The sequence below is a fragment of the Leptodesmis sp. genome (genome assembly GCF_052746595.1).
The window spans coordinates 11304-33296 of sequence record NZ_JBRAGO010000049.1; the positions used below are offsets into that span (position 1 = coordinate 11304).

Consider the following 21993-nt stretch of genomic DNA (forward strand, 5'->3'; position numbering starts at 1 on the left):
TGCCAGACTCTTCCCCTATGGTATCGAGAGTGAAAGAAAAGATTAAAGAGTGTGGTCTTTTTCCCAAATCTGCTTTCTTCGGTAAACCTGCCCTCAGACCCACGGAAACTCCCCCAAAGATCAGAGAACTACAAGGCAGGGTTAAGGTGTAAGGTGGAAACAGCGTTTCCATGAGTTGGCCAGATTGATTTTTGAGACTTGCTTTCCTGATTGAAAAAAACTGTTCTTTAGGAAGCGGCATTCCTCTATCCGACTTGTTACAATACTTTACATTCATTCCTTATTTGGTTGCGCTCATGAACTCCCAGACTGCAACAGTTGCACCGTTACTCCTGGATCAGACATCAGCTTCTCAGTCTCTATCCTGGGAACAACAGCTTGGTTCAGAAGCGGAGGGCGCTCCAGCACTCAGAGTTGAGGAAGAATTCATTGCCCAAGGGGAGGGGTCTCCCCGATTTATGGCTGCCCCCGATAGTGAGGCTTTACGCTATGATGCCGCTGCGATCGCGGGTTACTACAGCAAACGGCCCTTTCAGGTTTGGGGACGAATTCTGCAGATTTTTCTGCCGTTCCTGAGTCTGGGATTGTCCTGGTGGTGGCATCGCAATGCTGGTTTATCGGAAGAGCAACAACGACGGCAGGCTATCCGCCTACGAAATGTCATCACTCGATTGGGACCAGCTTTTATTAAAGTGGGTCAGGCATTATCCACCCGTCCCGATCTAGTTCCCCCAATTTATTTAGAAGAGTTGGCAAGGCTTCAGGATCAGTTGCCGCCCTTTGATAACGCCGTTGCCTTTCGGTTTATTGAAGAAGAACTGGGGCTGCCTCCAGATGAAATTTATGCAGAACTAACCGAAGATCCGATCGCGGCGGCATCCTTAGGACAAGTCTATAAGGGCCGTTTGAAGACAGGTGAAGCGGTTGCAGTGAAGGTGCAGCGTCCTGGCTTAACTGAAAGTATCGCTCTGGATATGTACATCCTGCGGCAACTGGCTCGTCTGGTGATGCGATTAGTGAAGCGGGTGCGTAGCGATCTCGTCGGCATCATGGATGAATTTGCCAGTCGCATCTTTGAAGAGATGGACTACACCCACGAAGGCCGGAATGCCGAACGGTTTGCTCAACTGTATGGCAACCTGCCAGACATCTACGTTCCCCGTATCTACTGGCAATACACCGGACGGCGGGTACTGACGATGGAGTGGATTACCGGCACCAAACTGACTCAGCCAGAGGCGATCCGGGCTCAGGGCATTGATGCCTCTTACTTGATTGAAGTCGGTGTGCAGTGTTCTCTTCGGCAGTTGCTGGAAAGCGGCTTCTTCCACGCCGATCCCCATCCTGGCAATTTGCTGGCCACTCCTAACGGTAAACTGGCCTATCTGGATTTCGGCATGATGAGCGAGGTGAAGCCGCATCAGCGCTATGGTCTGATTGAGGCAGTCGTTCACATGGTCAATCGAGATTTTGAAGGATTGGCGCGAGATTATGTCAATTTAGAATTTCTGACACCAGATACTGATCTCACACCGATCATTCCAGCGCTGGCTCAGGTGTTTAATCAGGCGTTGGGAGCCAGCGTCGCCGAGCTGAACTTTAAGAGCATTACGGATCAACTCTCTGAGGTGATGTACGAATATCCCTTCCGGGTTCCCGCCTATTACGCCCTGATCATCCGCTCCCTGGTGACTTTAGAAGGGATCGCTATTAATGTTGATCCCGATTTCAAGGTTCTAAGTAAAGCCTATCCCTATGTTGCCAAGCGGTTATTAACTGATCCCGCGCCGGAATTGCGAGCCTCCTTGCGTGATCTGTTGTTTAAGGACAACAGTTTTCGCTGGAATCGGCTGGAGAATCTGTTGCGAAATGCCAGTAGCAGCAGTGATTATGATTTGCCCCGTGTGCTGGATCAGGCAATCGATTACTTGTTTTCTGAACGGGGCGAACTGATTCGTAGTCACATTGCAGACGCGATCGCCCGCGGATTGGACACGCTCAGCAACAACGCCTTTCGTAGTCTAACCTACAGACTGGGAGAACGATTCGGCTTTGCCGTGAATCCCCCTGCGGTTTCCGCCAACGACCAGCAAACCCTGGAGCACATTCAACGGATCTGGGGCATTTTGCAGAATACTCCCGGATTTGACCCGATCGTCATATTGCCGCTCATCCCGAAACTGCTGGTGAAATCAGAAACCCACCAGATGATCCAACAAGTTGTCAGTAGTCTGGCTCAAAGAGCACTGGCTCGCCTGGTTCGCGAGTTCCTGCTGACTGATGAAACTGGATCTCCCGGGCCATTTGTTCCCCCCCAGGCTGCTATTCCTGCGACTGCCCCTCAGCTATCCGCAGCAAGTTCTTAGGCGTGAGAATAAATTCAAGCTGAAATTCTTGGTAGGGGCGAACGACGGTTCGCCCCTACAGAAAATTTGCAAATCAGAAAAACGCAGCATGGGCATGGTGATCCGCTTGCCCATTTATTTCGGACTATTGCCATGCTGTCGTAGCAGTTCCTCTAACTGTTGCTTTTCCAGTTTCAGTTCTGCTTCCAGTCGGCTTAATTCTTCCTGGTAGGCATTTAATTCCATTTGTCGCCGAGCAAGAGCCTGATTCTGCTCCTTATACTGAGCGGCCAAACTCTCCATTTGCTTCTTTTCGCGCTTCAGGCTTTCCTCCAACTGCTCAATTTGTTCCCGTCGGGCTTCCAGTTCCAGAGCGCGACGATCGAGATCTTGACTTTTCAGGGTTAAATCCTGCCGCCACTGCTCAGCTCTTTCCGCTTCATTGCGGAGAAACTCCGGAGTAATACCGCTGATCAGAAAGGTTTGCACTATTTTCAGGAGCCAGTCCGTGGCATTGGTCGCTTGCAACACCTGACCGGTTTCTGAAAGTTTGACGAGCAGCAGGACTCCATCACCAAAGGAGCAATCGCCATCAAAGGGAATGACTTCCTGGTCAGGCATCAGAGTCCAACCATACTCCGAATACTGACGAGCAATGAGTCGGAGTTCCACCTCGTGAGAGGATTCTTTTTTCTGTACCTGAGCCAGATACTGCATCACCGCGTCTTTAAGTGGGACAGAGATAAACAATAACCATAAAACCTGCTTGATTTAAGCTCAAGACAGAATGGACAACTTCATCGCTTAAACATCCAGGGAGGGGCTACCCTTAACAATTCATAACCATGACACCTGCAAAGTATACCTTTTCTCAGGCAAAGAGATTAGCCATAGCAACGCTTCTCACACATTAAATCGGAACAACATCACATCTCCTTCTTGAACGGTGTAGTCTTTTCCTTCACTACGAACCAAGCCTTTCTCCTTGGCAGCCGCCATCGAGCCGGTCGCAACCAGATCCTGATAGGCCACCGTTTCCGCCCGAATAAATCCCCGCTCAAAGTCTGTATGAATTACCCCAGCAGCCTGAGGAGCCAGCATTCCCGCTTTGATCGTCCAGGCGCGAGTTTCTTTCGGCCCGGTCGTGAAATAAGTGCGTAGCCCCAACAATTCATAGGTGGCCCGAATTAAAGACTGTAAGCCTCCCTCCGTAACTCCCAGCGATTCCAGAAAATCCTGCCGCTCTTCTGGAGGCAGTTCAATCAATTCCGACTCCACTTGGGCAGAGACGACGATCACCTGAGCATTTTCTTTAGCCGCCAATTCCCGCACCTGCTCTACCCAGGCATTTCCAGTCGCCATGTCCTCTTCCGATACATTGGCAGCGTAAATGATGGGTTTATAAGTTAATAATCCCAACGGCTTGAGAGCAGTTTCTTCCTCTTCCGTTAACTCGACCTGACGGGCAGGTTGGCCTTCATTTAAGATCGGTAGCACCTTTTCCAGGGCATCTACTTCAACCTGAAGTTCCTTGTTGCCCCTGGCCTGTTTGCGGGCACGATCGAGGCGTTTCTCCACCTGCGCCAAATCTGCTAACGCCAGTTCCAGATTAATCACTTCAATGTCGCGAATTGGATCCACAGAACCGGAGACATGAATAATATCGTCGTTCTCAAAGCAGCGCACCACATGAACGATCGCATCCACTTCTCGAACATTCGCCAGAAACTGGTTACCCAACCCTTCTCCTTGGCTGGCTCCCTTCACCAATCCGGCAATATCGACAAACTCTACGCGGGTGGGAATAATTTCCGCTGAATGGGAGATTTTAGCCAGCACTTCCAACCGCTCATCAGGAACAGCCACAACCCCCACATTTGGTTCGATCGTGCAGAAGGGGAAGTTAGCTGCCGTAGCCTTGGCATTGGCCACCAGAGCATTGAATAAAGTTGATTTGCCAACGTTGGGAAGCCCAACAATCCCAGCTCGAAGCATAAGTAATGACAAATATAGTAGCGACAGATGGTTACTTTACCAGTGTAGGGCGGTAGTGGCTAAAAAGGGTTCATGGGCCGGAAACCAGAAACACGGAGGACAAGACTTTCGTTTTTGGGATAGACTTTCATTCTTGGGATAGAAAAGAGGAAGCGGCCAAACAACTGACGGGAGAAGCCCTGACGAAACTTTACGGTAGATTTTTAAGCTCATAATTAATGGCGATTGAAGTTTATCAACAGTCTTTCAACAGTCTAAAGTGGTACATGGCTGAATGTTCGCCTTACAATGAGCCTTAGCAATACCAATGTACTTTAATCAACACTAACGAGATTTCCTTGACAAAGTGGTTCATTTTCCAGAACTGCGGCTAAACTTTATGTGCCAGTCTTTTCCGAGGAGGTCTATGACTATGTTGCGCGTTATGAATCACAAAGGATTTCGAGGAATTTTGGTAAGTGCTGCCCTTTTGGTACCACTGGGTTACATTGGCTTACGCAATGGTTTCGCTAAAGCCCAAATGGGAACCCCCATCATTCCTGGGAGTACGGTCAACACCACGATCGCTCCCAGTACGGCACCCACTACGATGGATCTATCGGTCAGTTCAACCAAGTCTGTCGATCCAAGTGCCTCTCCTACCATTGGCCTGTCAACGAGTTCTGCCGATACTCAAGATAATTACATGCTGTTCACTGCTTCTGCCGATACCAGTATCACCCTTGATGCTGATGAAGATGACACCGATTTAGTAGAAATGGCAGCCACAGATGGGGAAGATCCGGAAGAGGCGATTGCCGAGGACAATACCCAGAATCATGATGACACACTGGTTAGCCAGGATGAGGCAGACTCCAACCCTCATGAGGTTGCAAGCAAACTCGAATCCACTAATGCAGATGAATAGAGAATTGGATCTCAAAGGTGACAATCATAGTGATCGCAGCCATTCACTAAGCCTTACGCTGTAGGAAGCACTGCATGGATTCACCTCCCTCTTAGGAGATGACTTCATTCCCTCAACCAATCTTGTTTTGATGGAAAATTTTTTAGATGACGATAAATCCTTGGATAATGGCTTCTCTCTTGCTCATTCCAGGTCTGCCAATCCTTCCAACGATTCAAGTCCACGCCCAATCTGTTGCTAATTCTCAAGCCTATCCCTGGCAACCGATCGCCCGCATCAATCCTCAAAAGCCTTATCAGGTTCATTTAGTGAATCAAACAGGCATTGAATTGGAGTACAGTTCCACCACCAACGAATTTCCACCCCGCAGATTGGCCTCTGGTAATCGCACAGCATTAACCCAACTACCACTCCCCATCTACCTGCTGATTAGCCCAGTCGATTCTCGATTTAATCTGAAATACAGCGTCTCTGCTGCCAATAATGTCGTCACCATCAAAATATCCCAACTTCCAGAAAACCGTCCAGGAAGCACAACGGTCAATATTCAGGAAACGGGAGGAATTTACGTTTATTAATCTTGCAATCCCAGAGTAAAGCTTTACATCTATTCACAAATCCATCGAACTACTTCGATTAGTGGCATAGTTTAAAGTTGATGCAAAGCGTATACTCACCACTGTGAAAGTTCGGTTGCACTTTTTAGCACAGTCCACTATTGAAATGCTTGCTGCATCAGGATTTTGTAGCGTGACTGTGGCTCAAAAGCTAGATGACAGACCTCTCAAGGATTAGGCATACTATTGCAAAACTGATATGACTTGTGAACTGATATGGAAATGTCCCAACGCCCGATCTACATGGATTGTCACGCCACCACTCCCGTTGATCCGCGCGTGATGGAGGCTATGCTACCCTTCTTTACTGAGCATTTTGGCAATGCTGCCAGCACCAGTCATCAATACGGCTGGGAAGCACAAGCGGCAGTCACTCGTTCTAGAGAAATTCTGGCCGCAGCTATTAACGCCACTCCAGAAGAGATTATTTTTACCAGTGGCGCTACGGAAGCTAACAATCTAGTACTCAAAGGGGTTGCAGAAGCCTACGTTGGCAAGGGCCGTCACATCATCACGGTTGAAACGGAGCATAACGCCGTCCTGGATACCTGTCGCTACTTGCGATCGCAAGGTTTTGAAATTACCTTTTTGCCAGTGCAAGCCAGCGGAATCATTGACCTGGGTGAGTTAGAAATGGCCTTCCGCCCAGATACGATCCTGGTTTCAGTAATGGCAGCCAACAATGAGATCGGCGTTTTACAGCCCCTTGCAGAAATTGGAGGGATGTGTAAGGGGCGGGATGTGCTGTTCCACACGGATGCGGCTCAAGCGATCGGCAAGATTCCGCTGAATGTAGAGACAATGAACATTGATCTAATGTCTCTGACGGCGCATAAAGTGTATGGGCCAAAAGGAATTGGAGCGGTCTACGTGCGGCGACGCAATCCTAGAGTGCAGTTAGCTCCCCAACTACATGGAGGTGGCCATGAACGGGGAATGCGATCGGGCACCCTGTATACTCCTCAAATTGTTGGGTTTGCGGAGGCCGTAAAACTGGGAATCGAAGTGATGGAAGCCGAAACGAAGGAAACAATTCGGTTGCGCGATCGCCTCTGGAACCAGTTGCAACCTTTAGGAGGAATTTACATTAACGGCCATCCCACCAAACGGCTGCCCAGCAATTTAAACATCAGCGTCGCCGGAGTAGATGGTCAGGCACTGATCCTGGGGCTGCAGCCCGTTGTTTCAGTTTCGGCTGGATCCGCCTGCACCTCTGCAAAAGCGACTCCTTCCCATGTGCTGAAGGCCATTGGCCGATCAAATGACTTTGCCTACGCCTCCATCCGGTTTGGCATTGGCCGTTTCAATACCGAAGCAGAAATCGATCGGGTGGCCAAGCACACCATTGAAACGATTGAAGCACTACGTCAAGCGGCAAAGATATCTGCCTGACATAGCGTAATGCCTTTCAACCAACGCTCTAGGCAATTCATCCTTTGAAGGGTTACCCAAAGACATAGCAACTTGGCTGCAAGAGTCGTCCATATTGATTTCAGCTAAGAGGCGCACCCCTAAGAAGTGCGCCTAATGTATGCTTTCCATGAATCTGTAGCTGAACTCAATTACGTCAGGACAGCCCTGACAGCCACCGTTAGCTTAGACCAACACTACTACGGTCATAACCGGGACGATCGGGATGAGATTTACCAGCATTCACATCGTGGATTTGTTCAGAAGGCATGCCGATCTCTGCTGCTGCGCGGGTCAATACACAGTTCTTCCGATTTCTGATCATTTGCTTGTGACGGATCATTAATGCACGAGCTTGATCTTGGGTATTCATATCTCGAATTCTCCTTGAACCTAGAAACTGATCTCTTTCTAGAGTCAATATATCAGATAAATTCTGTATTTAAAACTACAAAATTTTATTTTTAATCCATTTTTTACATAAAAGTTATTTATATAGCTTGAAGTAATCTGGCCTAACACATTGTTAGTGATCAATCTGGCGCTCTCTCTGCTGGTCTAGCCCTGACAGGTATTGCTCTCTGGAGATAACTGAGTAAAAATACGTCAAAAGCATTGCAGGTTCTTTACAGGAAGGAGATGCGCGTGAATGCAGCCGAGCAGGCAAACAGCCTGGAAACTGCCAGCAAGATAGCCACTGTTGTGAATCTCTTTAAGTCTGAGTTCCCCGATGCCAGAGCAGACTTGAAACCCTGGGCCAATGATCCCGATACGCGGGAACTGGTGGATCCAGAATCGATCGACATTGGGTTTCATCTACCAGGATTTTCTCGCCTGTTTCAGAGCCGCAGTATTTTGTTGCAAATCCGCTTTCATGAAGATTCCCTTACCCATGAACGACGCGCGATCGGGGCCGAGGTCGCAGGATTTGATCACCGGGGCAAACGTTGGTGGCTGTCAACCTTAGATCACTGGGCGTTTGAAGGAGAGGACTGCCCCGTCCCTGAAGTTGGCGAGAAACTACGAAGCTTCCTGAAAGAGGTGCTGGTTGTTTTTAATTAATGAATTCTAAGCTTTTGCTTCCAATGATAAATCTACAAAAGTTGAACCAACAGCCACTCTCGGCAGGCGATGCTTGAAGCCACAGAGAATTTCCCAGGAGATGGTTCCCAGGATCGCAGCCCAATCGTCAGCAGAGATGCACTGTTGACCAGAACGGCCCAAAATTGTGACCACATCTCCTTCCTGTAAATCAGGCACCTGGCTAACATCTAGCATTAATTGATCCATCGTAATCGCACCAATCTGTGGCACTTTCTGTCCCTGCACCAGCACCGTCATCTGATTCGACAGATTTCGGGGAATCCCATCAGCATAGCCAATTGCCACGACCGCCATTTGCATTTCCCGATCGGCGACAAAACGGTGCCCATAGCTAACCCCCGTTCCTGGTTGCAGGGTTTTAACCTGGGTAACACGAGCCTTTACCTGGAGTGCAGGCTTGAGAGAAAGGATGGGCTTCAGGTGCTCCGCCGGATAAAGGCCATACAGTGCCAGCCCAACCCGTACCAGGTCATAATGCAAGCCAGGATCGGTCAGGGTGCCAGCAGAGTTCGCCAGATGTAACCGAGGGCAAGTCAATCCGGCTTGTTTCACTTGCTCAATAACCCACTCAAACCGTTGTTGTTGCTGGGCGGTCGTGCGATCGCGGCTCTCTGCTGTCGCCAGATGAGAATAGATACTGGCAATCTCCAGATGGGGCAACCGATGTGCCAATTGCACAAACTCCACCGCCTCCTGCCAGGGGGTTCCTAAGCGCGACATTCCTGTATCAATTTTTAAGTGAACAGGGAGGGGCTTACCGTACCGTAGATCAGCCATCGTTTCTGAAAAGACCAGCGCCTGCTTCGGAGTACACAGGGTAGGTTGCAGGTTCCAGCGGGCGATCGCCTGAATTTGGGCTGGGGTATAGGTTGCTCCCAGAATCAAAATCGGTGCTTGAATTCCCGCCTCTCGCAGTTCGATCCCTTCTGGAATCGTAGCTACCCCCAACCAACTGGCTCCAGCCTGCAAAACTGTTCGAGCGACGGTAGTAGCCCCATGCCCATAAGCATCCGCTTTCACCACAGCCATCAAGTCCGTCTGCTGGGACAATAAACTTTTAACCTGCTGAACGTTATGGGCTAGAGCTGCCACATCAATTTCTACCCAGGCTCGTTCTCGCTGCATTCGGGCTAAACTTGGGCTTTGTTCCCAACTCAGCATGGATCCAATCACTCCTCGTTCACACCTGCGATAGCCATCCACGATCGCGTTTGGCTGTCAGAAGAATAGCAAGGGAATGGGCGATTCGGTCATTCCTGTGCTACCATTTGTGAAACATTATTTCAACTTCACTAGAATGAGCAAGGTTCTGGTGCTCAACGCTTCCTACGAACCGCTCAACATTACGAGCTGGCGCAGGGCGGTCGTATTACTGCTGAAAGGTAAGGCAGAGCAGGTTGAACACAATGGAAAGTACGTTTACTCCGGATTTCCGTTGCCAACTGTAATCCGTCTGCGTCACTATGTGCGGGTGCCTTACAAAGAGATTCCGCTCACTCGCAAAAACCTGCTGCATCGGGATGGTCATGCCTGCCAGTACTGTAACTATACTGGAGAGGATTTAACCCTTGATCATGTGATTCCCCGATCGCGGGGTGGCGGAGATACCTGGGAGAACATTGTCACAGCCTGTGTGCGGTGTAACGTCAAGAAAGGCAATCGGACTCCCAAGGAAGCTGGGATGCTTTTGCAAATTCCGCCTCGCAAACCCTATAGCGGACTTTACTTTGAAGTCACCAAGCACGTTAAAAATGGCTTGAATCAGGAATGGCGTAAATATGTTATCGGTATGTGACCCTCTATGGTGATTCCTGGAGGGTTTTTAAGTGGATGATTCCGTCCCGGACAGTTTCCCTGCCTGTCTGACACAGCCTTATCCTCCTGTCCACCTCTCTACTTGAGAGATTGCTTCCTTGGGGTTATGACGTTTACTGGTTTTTTTGCGAAGATCTGAGATGTGTGATCAACGTTCAACGTCTACCATGACCTATCCACCGGGATAAGTGGCTGTATTCCTCTCCCATCATTCGCATCATTTATTTTTCCTAGCTCTATGCCATCTGATTCATCAACTTCCCGTAAAGTTCCCTCCCATAACAGCGCACTGGCCGTAGCAGACGATGACGTGCAAGCTGAGCCTGATCCCCACTCCGTTCTGCAATCGGAAGCCACTGAAGCCTTACCTAGGACAACGATCGATGCTAGCCCCTATGTTAGTCATCCATTCGCTTACGATATCCCCCGCTCCCGTGAACAGAGTCAGAAAATAGAAGCATTCCGGCAAACTCTGGAACGGCATCGCGGCGAACGACAGATCATCGTCCTGCAAGACTTCCCCGATCCCGATGCGCTGTCTTCGGCCTGGACGTATAAACTGATCGCGCAAAACTTTGATATTCAATGTGAGATGGTCTATGGCGGAACCCTCAGCCATCAGGAAAACATTGCGCTGGTAAAATTAACCAGCCTTCCCGTACAGCGGTGGCCACTGCCAACCCTCAGAACCCGCGATTTAACGGTTTATCAGGGATGTGCCCTGATTGACAATCAAGGAACTACCAGCCAACTGATGCCCTCCTTGCAAGAATCTGGCATTCCTACCGTGGTCATGATTGATCACCACAGTATGCAAGGTGACGTCAAATCGGAGTTTGTTGATATCCGTCCATATACACGGGCCACAGCAACGATCCTGACGCAATACCTGCAAGCTGGCCTCTTAAAGCTTGATTCCAATTCCAGTGAGCATGTGAAGTGTGCAACCGCGTTAATGCACGGCTTGCGATCGGACACCAATGCCCTGCGGCAAGCCCAGGAAGAAGATTTTCTCGCTGCCGCTTACCTGAGTCGGTTTTATGATGGTCAGTTACTGAACGCGGTCTTGCAATCCTCCCGCTCCAAGCAGGTAATGGATGTGATTGAACGATCGCTGAAAAACCGGATCGTAAAGAACAACTTCTCGATCGCGGGAGTGGGTTATCTACGCTACGACGATCGGGATGCCATTCCCCAAGCTGCAGATTTTCTAGTCACCGAAGAAAACGTTCATACGGCTGTGGTCTATGGCATTGTCCAGGATGAAGACGACGACATTGAACTGGTGATCGGCTCCCTGCGAACTAATAAAATCACCCTGGATCCGGACGAATTCCTGAAAGAAGCCTTCGGTCAGGATACTCACGGTCGCTTCTTTGGCGGTGGGCGATCGCAGGCAGGCGGTTTTGAAATCCCTCTCGGTTTCCTCTCTGGGTTCACCGAAAGCGCCGAATATTCCAAAATGAAATGGAGTGTCTTCGATGCCCAGGTCAAACAAAAACTGCTACGCCTGATTAATCCGGATCAGCATTACCACAATGGCATGAGCTAACCGATAAGTTTTAAGTTTTGAGGGTTGAGTTCTAAATTGTAGTTCTGCCTTAGAGGGCATTTGAAAATTATCTGGCGGTTAAAACCGCGACTACACTCATTCAGTCTGCCGACGCAGACTCAATACCATCAAGGTTTTCAAGAACCTGGGTCGGCAGGTTTTCTCGGTATAACCGTGACTGTAGTTGCCAGGATGACCAAGAGGCAGGCTTTTAAAACATCCTCTTAAAACTAAACCTCAACACTTAAACCTCAACACTTCTGACAAGCATTATGGCTACTGAAACCACTCTTTACCTCGTCCGGCATGGTCTTGCTGGAGAGCACGGCTCCTACGCTAATGACAATGAACGGCCTTTGACGGAAGCAGGTCAACAAAAAACCCGGCAGGTGGCTCATCGTCTGGCTGACCTAAGCCTGAAGTTTGACCTGATATTAACCAGTCCTCTGGTACGAGCCAGACAGACGGCAGAAATCTTGATGGATGTGGGTCTGGGGCAACAGTTGGAGGAATTCAGCCCTCTAGCCCCTAACGGAAGGATTGAGGATTGGGTGGGGTGGTTTTCCTCCTGGAAACCGGGAAAGACGGGGTGTCTGGCTCTGGTGGGTCATGAACCCGGTCTGAGTACCTGGGCTGAAACACTCATTTGGGGCGAGGCCAAAGGCGCGATCGCACTGAAAAAGGCTGGAGTCATGGGATTACTGTTACCGAAAACTGGCTCTCCGGTTGGGCACAGCCAACTCTTCTGGCTGACTCCACCACGTTTTTTGTTAGGATAAAAACTTTCCTTGCCCAAAAGGGATTGTAAACAGTAAGCTGAGAATAGTAAGCATGCTAAATAAGTGAGGCTTAACCCCATGGCTTCCCAGTCTCTTGAGCAAACAACAACCCAGGGATGGCAGGCAATTCTCGCGCCTTATGGATTGGGATACCGGATTAAGCTGCTATCCCAACTTCTCGGTCGGAAGTTTCAGGAACGGTTGGAGCCGTTTGGTCTGACGGCTTTCCACTGGGTTGTCTTGTGTTGCCTGTGGGAAGAAGATGGATTGCCAACTTCTGGGATCGGCGAGAAACTGCAACAGGTTGGCGGTACGATGACAGGGGTTCTAGATCGGATGGAAGAACGCGGACTCATCCGGAGAGAGCGGGATCAGCACGATCGCCGAGTTTGGCGAATCTGGCTCACTGAAGAAGGCAAACAACTCAAAGATGTCCTTCCACCGATCGCGGTCGAAATTCGGGAACATGCGATGCAGGGAATACCCGTTGCTGATCGGGAGAAGTTTTCTGAACTGGTGGATCAAGTGATCGCTAATTTGGTTTAAATCGCCCCAGATTCTGTCACACACTAGATGGAAATCCGGGAGGTAGGAGATCCTGCCTCATTAATTCAATTTGGACTGTTTATTTTACGAAAATAAAATAATTAGCCTTCAATCATACCAATCTTTGGTCAAAGTTGTAGGCCAGGTTGAGCATTCTTGCTCATGTCAACCGCCTATTTAAGGTAATTGTGAAAGTTTGAGGAAAATCGCAGAACCCAAAATGTTAAGTGACTCGGATAAGTGATACTGGGATGAGACAAGTCATGCTCATCCGCTAATTGGCCGACATAACAATTGGATACTGCTGAAGTAAACCAATCCCAGCCAGAGAACGGTCGTTTTCCGATCAGAGAAACTCCGGTTCTGGACTTGGACAAGGTTTAGTTCATCCTGACTCCTACCAGGGGAAGGTGTAAGCCTGATAAAAATGGGCAACCTAATGAAGCATCGGCTGAACCAGGGTTGTTTTAGCCCTGGCATCCGATTTTTTGATAGCAAATGGGTTGTTTCTGTGAGCCAACTTCCTACGAAACTCCTGTTCCATCTTTATAAAGTAATCCAGACATAAGAATGTCCTGAAATGTTAGGAGCGATTGATGACTGAAAGTTCAATGGAAAAAGTACCAGGCGAAGTCCCTGGAAAAACATCCCAATCGCTGTTCAAACGGGTGATTCGTGGATCGATTTGGACAATTGGTGGTCATGGAGCCAGCCAGATCATTCGCCTAGCCAGCAACCTCATTATCAGTCGCTTGCTCTTTCCAGAAGCCTTTGGTTTGATGGCCCTGGTTTACACCTTTCTGGCTGGATTAGAAATGCTGTCTGACTTCGGGGTGTTTCCTAACATTATCCAAAGTAAGCGGGGAGATGATCCCAAGTTTTTGAACACCGCCTGGACAATGAATGGGGCACGGGGCATTATTCTCTGGTTGTGTGCCTGTTTAATCGCATGGCCCGTTTCTATCTTTTATAAAGAACCTATCCTGCATTGGCTCTTACCCGTTGCCGGTCTGACAACCATCATGTCCGGCTTTGTGTCGACCAAATGGGCCACTGCCAATCGTCATTTGGATCTGCGTCGTTTGACGATCGTCGAACTGAGCACGCAAATCCTTTCCATTTTGATCATGATTGGGTGCGCGTTTTTGGCTAAGTTAGCCAATGCTCCTCGAGATTTAGCTGTTTGGTCACTGGTGGTTGGTACCTTGTTTGCTTCGGCCATGAAGCTCGTCCTGAGCCATACCTATTTGAAGGGAGAAAAAAATCATTTTGAGTGGAATAAAGAATCATTAGCAGAACTAGCTCAGTTTGGACGGTGGATCTTTTTTACAACCCTGCTAACCTTTTTTGCGATCCAGGGCAGTAATCTGGTTGTTCCCCGGTTGATGGGTGTGGCGTTTATGGGGGTATTCTCCTTCGCCCAAAACCTCGCCCGGTTGACTGGCGATATTGTCGGTATGCTAGGAAGCAAAGTTCTATTTCCCTCCTATTCAGAACTGGTTCGCGATCGTCCCGAACGACTCTACCCAGTCCTCAGAAAATCTCGGTTAGTACTGAATTGGTTAACTCTGACTGTGGCCCTCTTCTTCGTTTTCTTTGGAGAACCGCTGATCCATATCATGTATGACAAGCGGTATGCCGATGCAGGCTGGATGCTGCAAATTTTGGCTCTAGGTTCACTGGTTGCCACCCCTGGCTCTACCTATACCAATGTTTTATTAGCTCAAGGTAAAACCGCTATCCTGACTGGTTTGATGGCCATTCAGGTAGTCCTACAGTTTACCACTATGTTTGTGGGCTACTATCTGGGAGGCGATTATGGGGTAATTGTAGGCATTGCTGCAATGGCCTGGTTCCTGTATCCCTTTCAGGCGATCTGCTATGCCCGGTTATCCATCTGGCAACCCGAAGTGGATCTGCCCATTATTGGCATCGCCTCTGGTCTGGCCGCGCTCATCTTCTTCCATAGAATTTAGCAGGCAGCTATACTCTCGCACTATTCTTGAATCATTGCCGTCGCCCAGCTACTGGGTCTAGCTTCCAGGCTGGATGCAACTTTGACCAATTGCCGATTTAATCTTTGCTGCTGTTCATTCCGCGAACAGTGAGATTGTATGCTCAGTGGTTGGAAATCAAGATATGTGATAGGCAGGAATCAGGGCCAATGTCAGACTTACCCGAATTAACAACAGCAACCCTTTGGGGAATCATCAACGACGAAATTTCCGATGATACAGCCCATCAATTAGTGTGGCACTGTTTGGGCTATCGGCTCGATCCGGCTTCCGGCCAGTGGGATAGTTCCGAAGTCGCCCCAGAGTGGCAACAGGAGTATCCTGAACCACCTAAATTTATCGAAAGTCGTCCGGCTACTGTGAAATTGACGCGATCGATTCCCGTCGAACATAAGCAACTGTTGAAGGAGCAATTGGGGTTCAAGGGCTACACAGTCGGTGAATTAGTGCCTCGAAAAACTCGCCGTGCCACGATCGCAAACTGGCTCCTCAGCTACATGAAACTACATGAAATTTCTGCCTGAGAACCCAGCCAATCAGGGTTACAGAGAAGTGTAAGATCTTGTGAAATAGGAAACAGTCATTAATGAATTGTGGGAAAAATGGCACAAGATCGGAAGCGAACAGCAATTGTTACAGGCGCATCGTCAGGAGTCGGATTATACACGACAAAAGCGCTGATTGATCGGGGATGGTTTGTGGTAATGGCTTGCCGCAATGTTGGAAAAGCTGGAGAAGCCGCTCAATCTGTTGGTCTTCCCCAAGGCAGCTACAGCATCATGCATATTGATCTGGGATCGCTAGACAGTGTTCGCAAGTTTGCCAGGGAATTTCAGGCCAGCGGTCGGCCTCTGGACGCACTAGTTTGTAATGCAGCCATCTATATGCCACTGCTGAAAGAACCGCTGCGCAGTCCTGAAGGCTATGAACTGACGATGACCACCAATCATCTAGGTCACTTCCTGCTCTGCAACCTGCTGCTAGATGACCTGAAGAAAAATCCCGAACCCGATAAACGAGTGGTGATTTTGGGAACTGTGACCCACAACCCCGATGAACCTGGTGGTAAAGTCTATCCGCGCCCAGATGTCGGCAACTTTGAGGGCTTTGAGGCTGGTTTCAAAGATCCAGTGACGATGGTAGATGGCAAGAAGTTTGAACCAGTGAAAGCCTACAAAGACAGCAAAGTATGCAATGTGCTGACGATGCTGGAGTTGCACAAGCGCTATCACGATTCCACCGGAATTATCTTTAGCTCTCTGTATCCGGGCTGTGTAGCAGATACCCCCTTGTTCCGCAACCACTATCCCTTGTTCCAAAAATTATTCCCGCTCTTCCAGAAGTACATTACGGGCGGCTATGTCTCCCAGGAACTTGCTGGGGAACGGGTAGCAGCCGTCGTCGCCGATCCGGAGTTTAAGCAGTCGGGAGCCTACTGGAGTTGGGGTAATCGTCAGAAGAAAGGCCGCAAAGCCTTCGTGCAACGGGTTTCCAAGCAAGCTCGCGATGACGAAAAAGCAGAGCGAATGTGGGAAACTTCAGCCAAACTGGTGGGGATTGCCTGAGTTAAGTGAGTGATCCCTACAGTTGGCTAGAGCTAGCCTTAGAAACCATTCACCGGGCGAACTGGTATCGCTCGGTGAAGGCGATCGCCTACCGTCCCGGCCCTATAGTCTTGCTGAATGGTCAGCCTGTCCTCAACTTTGCCAGCAATGATTACTTGGGGTTAGCTGGGGACGATCGCTTGATCCAGGCGGCGATCGCGGCAACTCAAGAATATGGCACAGGTAGTACTGGCTCGCGCTTAATTAGCGGTCATCGGGATCTGCATCGAGAACTGGAGCAGGCGATCGCCTCCTGGAAACAAACCGAGGATGCGATCGTCTTTAGTTCTGGCTATCTCGCCAATCTGGGAACTATCAGTGCTCTGGTTGGCAAACGGGATTTAATCCTCGCCGATCAATACAACCATTCCAGCCTGAAAAACGGAGCCATCCTCAGTGGAGCCACTGTATTGAACTACGCCCACTGCAATCTGGAGCAAGTTCACCATCTTCTGAACCAACACCGTCCCCAGTACCGACGCTGCCTGATCCTGACCGACAGTATCTTCAGCATGGATGGCGACCTTTGCCCCTTGCCAGCACTTCTGGATCTGGCTGAACAATTTAACTCTATGTTGCTGGTGGACGAAGCTCATGCGACCGGAGTTCTGGGGTCTACCGGATCCGGCAGCGTGGAACATTTTGGTTGCACCGGACGGCCCCTTATACAAATGGGTACACTCAGTAAAACCCTTGGCAGTCTAGGAGGCTATGTTGCTGGCTCTGCCGCCCTGATTGACTTTCTCCGCAATCGGGCCGCCAGTTGGATTTACACCACAGGGCTTTCTCCCGCTGATACCGCCGCCGCCCTGGAAGCCATTCGCATTATCCATCAGGAACCCCAACGCCGCACCCAACTCTGGCGAAACGTCCACCACCTCTTCACCCTCCTCACCCAACACTTTCCCACTGCTGGAAACGTTCTAACGGGCCGTTCCACCGAAACGTCTCTACCACCCATGATTCCATCCCCCCACTCCCCCATGCCCCTCCCCTCTCCTACTCCCACACTCCTCCCCTCTCACTCCCCCATTCTGTGTCTGCAAGTCGATTCTCCCCACACTGTTTTATCGATCGGTCAGGCCTTACAAAAGGCCGGGATCTTTGTGTCTACCGTGCGTCCGCCCACTGTACCCACCAGTCGGCTACGGATTACGGTGATGGCTACCCATGAACTCAGTCACTTGGAGCAACTAGCCGAGGGATTAAGCCAGATTTCGATAGACTAAAAGCTACAGAATTTACTGACGATCGCTCCTGTGCCTGAACTCCCCGAAGTTGAAACCGTCCGTCGAGGACTGAACCTGGTTACCCTGAACCAAACCATTCAGGGGGGTGATGTGCTGCTCGATCGCACCCTGGCTGATCCCTCTTCCGCAGTTAATTTTTTAGCGGGACTACAAGGAACCAAAATTGTCCAGTGGCAGCGACGGGGCAAGTATTTGTTGGCTGAATTGGTTCGAGACAGTGAGGCGGGTAGAGAAGATAAGGCAGGTAAGGAAGATAGGGAAGGGGCACAAGCCAGGAGCCACGAGCCACACAACAACCCATCAATCCAACATCCAAAATCCAACATCCAAAATGGCTACGAGCCAGGAGCCATGTCCCTTCCCAATCCCCAATCTCCAATCTCTAATCCGCATCTCGCGGGATTCCTGGGCGTTCACTTACGAATGACTGGACAGTTGCTGTGGGTTAATTCAGCAGAACCGCTGCCGAAACATACTCGCGTGCGGCTCTTTTTTGCCAGTGGCCATGAATTGCGCTTTGTGGATCAGCGCACCTTTGGGCAAATGTGGTGGGTACCGCCAGGAATGGCTCCAGAAGCCATTATGACCGGGTTGCAAGCACTGGGGCCAGAACCGTTTTCAGAGGAGTTTTCTGTCTCTTATTTGTATGAACAGTTGCATCATCGCCATCGCCCGATTAAAAGTGCGTTGTTGGATCAGGCGATCGTTGCGGGAATTGGCAATATTTATGCAGACGAAGCATTGTTCTTGAGCGGAATTCGCCCGGAAAAGCTGTGTACTCGCCTGAGCCACAATCAGGTGAAGCAACTGCATGCCAATATTGTGCAGGTCTTGCTGGACAGTATTGAGGCCAAAGGCACGACCTTCAGTACCTTTCGTAATGTGGAGGGGGTGAACGGTAATTATGGTGGGAGAGCCTGGGTTTACGCTCGCGATGGGCAACCCTGTCGCACCTGTGGTACTGTGATTGCGCGATTAAAGCTGGCAGGGCGATCGGCCCATTTTTGTCCCAGGTGTCAGAAATAGGAGGAAATCATCATTGAATTAACGGTTGAGCAAATGCTGGAAGCTCAATGATATTGCAAATGAATTTGAAGTAGGCGGCAAAGATATTGGTATGCATCGAGGTGGAGTCATTGGAATAACGCTGGTTACTTTATTGTTATCAGTGCAGGGAGGATTTGCCCAGTCAGCGAGTGAGTATCGGCAGTTAGGGTTAAGTTTGCGGGAACAGGAACGATATCCGGAGGCGATCGCGGCTTTAAAGAAATCCGTAGAACTGGATCCGCAAAATTTATCCGGTCGGGTGTTGTTAGGCTGGACAGAACATAAGGCAGGCCAGCAAAGTGAAGCGATGAAAACACTGCTGGAAAGCTTACGGCTGAATCCGTTTGATGTACCAACATTAAATGCGTTGGGAATTGTCTACTTAGTCAGTGGCAAATTAGATGCTGCGATCGTCACTCATGGTTGGGCCGCGATCCTGAAGCCAGATAATGAGATTGCTTACTATAACTTGAGTCTGGCTTTTGAACGAATTCAGCAATATGATTGGGCGATTGCTACGGCAAAAGAGGCGGCTAAGCTGGAACCGACCAATCCTCATCCGTTGGTGGCTTTAGCGATCGCCCACTGGGGAAATCAAGCCATAGACCAGGCAAAAGCGGCTTACCGGCAAGCGATCGCCATCGATTCGCGGTATCAGGATCCAGAATTTCTGACCTATCTGAATCAAGCTGGTTTCAGTGCAGACCAGATCCGGCGATCGCGGCAAGTGCTAGAAGCTAGCCGCTGATCCCGGTTGTTCTTTACCAGAAAATAATAGTTGGTATTCGGAAAGACGTTCTGCCAGAACGCCTCTAATTCATCCCTACCGGGTGCCGATAATTTTTAATCGCTGAGTAACCATCGTAATTCCATCGTGACGCACAACAACCGCCGATAACCACTGATTGGCAGTATTTTGAGGAGCTTTGCCGACCTTAAAAATGCCACCCGCAGGCAGGGCTTCTAGGTTCGCAGTAGTGACATTCAGATAGCCTTCTGGTTTAACAGGTTCTTCTAAAGCCGCTCCTACCAGCAAATCATCGCCCAGGGGTTCCTGGACGATCGCATCGAAGGTAAATTCCTGGCCTGCCCGCACTTGCTCCGGCAGATTGATTTTTAACTCTGGAGGATTGGTGCCGCTGGTAATCTGACTCCGCTCATTGAGAATATCCTGCCGCACAATTTTCTGATTCTCAATCACCTGGCTGGCTTCCAGGGTCGAATTGAGCTTGAATTCCCGATCGCCGTCGGTTTGAGTTCCCGTAATGTAAGTGATGGTATCAGCCTGAACTCCCCTACCTGCGGGCTTCCAGGATTTTAGCTCCGTGCGGTACTTCAAATTGGGATAGCGCTTCCAGAGGTTGTTTAATGCCTCTTTTAACGTCTGGCGGGTTAGCCCATCGGAATGGGTAAAGTTGTCCGCAAATAGCCCTACCACATCCTGAACATTCCGGTTATTGGCTGCGGTATCCATTTGAGTCAGCAAATTGGTCACTTGAGCGGGGGCAGTAGTAGCCGGCTTTTGTGCTCGAACATGAGTGCTGATCAGGACACTGGTGACGGAAGCTACTAGAGCAACAGCCATGCACCACCCCCGCGATCGCCTGCCAGCAGCCCTACGTACCATAGCCGTTGGATGATCAGCAGGGGCCTGAGAGACAGACAGGGAATTGAAGAAATCACGCATACAAATTAGGGGATTATGGAGTGGATGAGTTTGAGAAGATTAAGTCGGTGCCTAATCGTAAGCACTAGCGTACTGAAGGTTCCTGTAAAACAACCAGATTATTATCTTAAGTTAAGGACGAAGCTTCCAGGATGGGACTACTGTGAGTACTGAAACCAAGCAGCCAGCCAAACGCTTGTTAATCGCGGCCAGCGGCACAGGCGGCCATTTATTTCCCGCGATCGCCGTTGCCGAACAGCTTCCAGATTACCAAATTGAATGGCTAGGCGTGCCGAATCGTTTAGAAACCCAGTTGGTGCCAGAGCGCTACCCCCTCCATACTGTTGCCGTAGAAGGCTTTCAGAAACGGGGTTTACGGATGGTTCCGGTGTTGCTGAAGCTGATTGGGGCGATCGGGCAGGTGCGACGGTTACTCCACCAGGGCCAGTTTCAGGGCGTGTTTACGACGGGAGGCTATATCGCAGCACCAGCGGTGATTGCGGCCCGGTCTTTGGGTTTGCCCGTGATGCTGCATGAATCAAATGCCTTACCCGGAAAAGTCACCCGTTTGCTGAGTCCCTGGTGTACAGAAGTGGCGATCGGTTTTCCCGAAGCCGCCCAGTACTTACCCAAGGCACAAACAACGGTGGTAGGCACACCCGCCCGCGAGCAATTTCAGCAAAATCCCCCACCCCCGCTATCCGATTTGCCCATTCCGGAGGGAGTACCTCTACTGGCGATCGTGGGTGGCAGTCAGGGAGCCGTGGCGATTAATCAACTGGTACGGGAGTGTGCCCCCTCCTGGTTGGAGGCTGGGATCTGGATTGTGCATCAGACGGGAGACAATGACCCAGATGCCAAGAGTTTTCAACATCCTCATTACTTGCCGCTGCCGTTCTACAGCAACATGGCGGGGTTGTTTCATCGAGCCGATCTGGTAATTGGGCGATCGGGGGCAGGCACGTTAACGGAACTGGCGATTACCCATACCCCGTCGATTTTGATTCCTTACCCATTTGCCGCTGATGACCATCAAGCCTATAACGCCGCTGTCTTTGCCAAGGCAGGAGCCGCCTTAATGTTCCGACAATCCGAATTAACGGCAGACATTTTGCGATCGGCGGTGCTTGATCGACTGGGCACCGCCGCCCATCCCGAAACCCTGCAAGTCATGGCTGAGAAAGCCGCCAGTCTTGCCGTCCCCGATAGTGCAACTCAACTAGCTAACCGGGTGAGGCAGTTGATGGAAAAAGTAGGCAAGAATACATCCCAGGATAAAGAACGTTCTTTAACTATTGAGGGGTTCGGGGAGCTATAAGTCCCGCGCTGTATGCGAAGCAT

20 protein-coding genes are annotated in these 21993 nt (G+C 49.9%); 16 read left to right on the forward strand and 4 right to left on the reverse strand.

The window, feature by feature from the left end:
- The first annotated feature begins 296 nt into the window (after nt 1–296).
- Nucleotides 297–2366: an ABC1 kinase family protein gene (locus ACUVQO_RS12215; protein WP_445926152.1), complete on the forward strand. Its 2070-nt coding sequence runs from the start codon at nt 297–299 to the stop codon at nt 2364–2366.
- 114 nt (nt 2367–2480) lie between these two features.
- Here ACUVQO_RS12215 and ACUVQO_RS12220 read toward each other — a convergent pair whose 3' ends face one another.
- Both ACUVQO_RS12220 and ychF read right to left on the reverse strand, forming a co-directional pair.
- Nucleotides 2481–3095, reverse strand: a complete 615-nt coding sequence (locus ACUVQO_RS12220; protein WP_445926153.1) for a hypothetical protein — start codon at nt 3093–3095, stop codon at nt 2481–2483.
- A 153-nt stretch (nt 3096–3248) separates the two neighbouring features.
- Nucleotides 3249–4340: a redox-regulated ATPase YchF gene (gene ychF, locus ACUVQO_RS12225; protein ID WP_445926154.1), complete on the reverse strand. Its 1092-nt coding sequence runs from the start codon at nt 4338–4340 to the stop codon at nt 3249–3251.
- 406 nt (nt 4341–4746) lie between these two features.
- Between ychF and ACUVQO_RS12230 the strand changes: the two genes are divergently transcribed.
- From ACUVQO_RS12230 to ACUVQO_RS12245, 4 genes are all read left to right on the forward strand, one after another.
- Nucleotides 4747–5247: a hypothetical protein gene (locus tag ACUVQO_RS12230; protein WP_445926155.1), complete on the forward strand. Its 501-nt coding sequence runs from the start codon at nt 4747–4749 to the stop codon at nt 5245–5247.
- Between the two features lie 167 nt (nt 5248–5414).
- Nucleotides 5415–5825: a hypothetical protein gene (locus ACUVQO_RS12235; protein ID WP_445926156.1), complete on the forward strand. Its 411-nt coding sequence runs from the start codon at nt 5415–5417 to the stop codon at nt 5823–5825.
- 261 nt (nt 5826–6086) lie between these two features.
- Nucleotides 6087–7256, forward strand: a complete 1170-nt coding sequence (locus tag ACUVQO_RS12240; RefSeq protein ID WP_445926157.1) for a cysteine desulfurase family protein — start codon at nt 6087–6089, stop codon at nt 7254–7256.
- A gap of 663 nt (nt 7257–7919) precedes the next feature.
- Entirely contained in the window at nt 7920–8336 is a 417-nt protein-coding gene (locus tag ACUVQO_RS12245) for a hypothetical protein (protein WP_445926158.1), read from the forward strand.
- A 6-nt stretch (nt 8337–8342) separates the two neighbouring features.
- On the opposite strand, the gene alr is transcribed toward ACUVQO_RS12245, so the two are convergent.
- Nucleotides 8343–9539, reverse strand: coding sequence for an alanine racemase (gene alr, locus ACUVQO_RS12250; RefSeq protein WP_445926159.1), 1197 nt, complete (start codon nt 9537–9539; stop codon nt 8343–8345).
- Nucleotides 9540–9675: 136 nt separating this feature from the next.
- Here alr and ACUVQO_RS12255 point away from each other — a divergent pair, with 136 nt between their 5' ends.
- The 10 genes from ACUVQO_RS12255 (at nt 9676) to ACUVQO_RS12300 (ending at nt 19734) form a co-directional block, all read left to right on the forward strand.
- Nucleotides 9676–10173 carry an HNH endonuclease gene (locus ACUVQO_RS12255; protein ID WP_233743937.1) on the forward strand — a complete coding sequence of 166 codons (498 nt, stop codon included), beginning with the start codon at nt 9676–9678 and terminating at the stop codon, nt 10171–10173.
- A 258-nt stretch (nt 10174–10431) separates the two neighbouring features.
- Nucleotides 10432–11745 carry a DHH family phosphoesterase gene (locus ACUVQO_RS12260; RefSeq protein ID WP_445926160.1) on the forward strand — a complete coding sequence of 438 codons (1314 nt, stop codon included), beginning with the start codon at nt 10432–10434 and terminating at the stop codon, nt 11743–11745.
- A 272-nt stretch (nt 11746–12017) separates the two neighbouring features.
- The gene (sixA, locus tag ACUVQO_RS12265) at nt 12018–12524 is read left to right on the forward strand and encodes a phosphohistidine phosphatase SixA (RefSeq protein ID WP_445926161.1); all 507 of its coding nucleotides are present in this window, start codon (nt 12018–12020) and stop codon (nt 12522–12524) included.
- Between the two features lie 78 nt (nt 12525–12602).
- Nucleotides 12603–13070, forward strand: coding sequence for a MarR family winged helix-turn-helix transcriptional regulator (locus tag ACUVQO_RS12270; RefSeq protein ID WP_445926162.1), 468 nt, complete (start codon nt 12603–12605; stop codon nt 13068–13070).
- A gap of 596 nt (nt 13071–13666) precedes the next feature.
- Nucleotides 13667–15046, forward strand: a complete 1380-nt coding sequence (locus ACUVQO_RS12275; RefSeq protein WP_445926163.1) for an oligosaccharide flippase family protein — start codon at nt 13667–13669, stop codon at nt 15044–15046.
- A gap of 188 nt (nt 15047–15234) precedes the next feature.
- A complete protein-coding gene (locus ACUVQO_RS12280; protein WP_445926164.1) occupies nt 15235–15609 on the forward strand; it encodes a DUF1823 family protein in 375 nt (124 codons plus the stop codon).
- A 78-nt stretch (nt 15610–15687) separates the two neighbouring features.
- Nucleotides 15688–16650, forward strand: a complete 963-nt coding sequence (locus ACUVQO_RS12285; protein WP_445926165.1) for a protochlorophyllide reductase — start codon at nt 15688–15690, stop codon at nt 16648–16650.
- Nucleotides 16651–16655: 5 nt separating this feature from the next.
- Entirely contained in the window at nt 16656–17918 is a 1263-nt protein-coding gene (locus tag ACUVQO_RS12290; RefSeq protein ID WP_445926166.1) for an aminotransferase class I/II-fold pyridoxal phosphate-dependent enzyme, read from the forward strand.
- A gap of 30 nt (nt 17919–17948) precedes the next feature.
- On the forward strand, nt 17949–18965 hold the full coding sequence (locus ACUVQO_RS12295) for a DNA-formamidopyrimidine glycosylase (protein ID WP_445926167.1): 1017 nt from the start codon (nt 17949–17951) through the stop codon (nt 18963–18965).
- Between the two features lie 25 nt (nt 18966–18990).
- The gene (locus ACUVQO_RS12300; protein WP_445926168.1) at nt 18991–19734 is read left to right on the forward strand and encodes a tetratricopeptide repeat protein; all 744 of its coding nucleotides are present in this window, start codon (nt 18991–18993) and stop codon (nt 19732–19734) included.
- Between the two features lie 75 nt (nt 19735–19809).
- On the opposite strand, the gene ACUVQO_RS12305 is transcribed toward ACUVQO_RS12300, so the two are convergent.
- Nucleotides 19810–20571, reverse strand: a complete 762-nt coding sequence (locus ACUVQO_RS12305) for a nuclear transport factor 2 family protein (RefSeq protein ID WP_445926169.1) — start codon at nt 20569–20571, stop codon at nt 19810–19812.
- Between the two features lie 244 nt (nt 20572–20815).
- On the opposite strand from ACUVQO_RS12305, the gene murG reads away from it, so the two are divergent.
- On the forward strand, nt 20816–21970 hold the full coding sequence (murG, locus tag ACUVQO_RS12310) for an undecaprenyldiphospho-muramoylpentapeptide beta-N-acetylglucosaminyltransferase (RefSeq protein WP_445926170.1): 1155 nt from the start codon (nt 20816–20818) through the stop codon (nt 21968–21970).
- Nucleotides 21971–21993: the final 23 nt, after the last annotated feature.

Bases quoted from the DNA above. Each gene is read 5' to 3' on its own strand.
- ACUVQO_RS12255 (WP_233743937.1), top strand. From the start codon at position 9,676: ATGAGCAAGGTTCTGGTGCTCAACGCTTCCTACGAACCGCTCAACATT.
- ACUVQO_RS12240 (WP_445926157.1), top strand. From the start codon at position 6,087: ATGTCCCAACGCCCGATCTACATGGATTGTCACGCCACCACTCCCGTT.
- ACUVQO_RS12275 (WP_445926163.1), top strand. From the start codon at position 13,667: ATGACTGAAAGTTCAATGGAAAAAGTACCAGGCGAAGTCCCTGGAAAA.
- ACUVQO_RS12285 (WP_445926165.1), top strand. From the start codon at position 15,688: ATGGCACAAGATCGGAAGCGAACAGCAATTGTTACAGGCGCATCGTCA.
- ACUVQO_RS12305 (WP_445926169.1), bottom strand. From the start codon at position 20,571: ATGGCTGTTGCTCTAGTAGCTTCCGTCACCAGTGTCCTGATCAGCACT.
- alr (WP_445926159.1), bottom strand. From the start codon at position 9,539: ATGCTGAGTTGGGAACAAAGCCCAAGTTTAGCCCGAATGCAGCGAGAA.
- ACUVQO_RS12270 (WP_445926162.1), top strand. From the start codon at position 12,603: ATGGCTTCCCAGTCTCTTGAGCAAACAACAACCCAGGGATGGCAGGCA.
- sixA (WP_445926161.1), top strand. From the start codon at position 12,018: ATGGCTACTGAAACCACTCTTTACCTCGTCCGGCATGGTCTTGCTGGA.
- ACUVQO_RS12280 (WP_445926164.1), top strand. From the start codon at position 15,235: ATGTCAGACTTACCCGAATTAACAACAGCAACCCTTTGGGGAATCATC.
- ACUVQO_RS12260 (WP_445926160.1), top strand. From the start codon at position 10,432: ATGCCATCTGATTCATCAACTTCCCGTAAAGTTCCCTCCCATAACAGC.
- ACUVQO_RS12230 (WP_445926155.1), top strand. From the start codon at position 4,747: ATGACTATGTTGCGCGTTATGAATCACAAAGGATTTCGAGGAATTTTG.
- ACUVQO_RS12235 (WP_445926156.1), top strand. From the start codon at position 5,415: ATGGCTTCTCTCTTGCTCATTCCAGGTCTGCCAATCCTTCCAACGATT.
- ychF (WP_445926154.1), bottom strand. From the start codon at position 4,340: ATGCTTCGAGCTGGGATTGTTGGGCTTCCCAACGTTGGCAAATCAACT.
- ACUVQO_RS12215 (WP_445926152.1), top strand. From the start codon at position 297: ATGAACTCCCAGACTGCAACAGTTGCACCGTTACTCCTGGATCAGACA.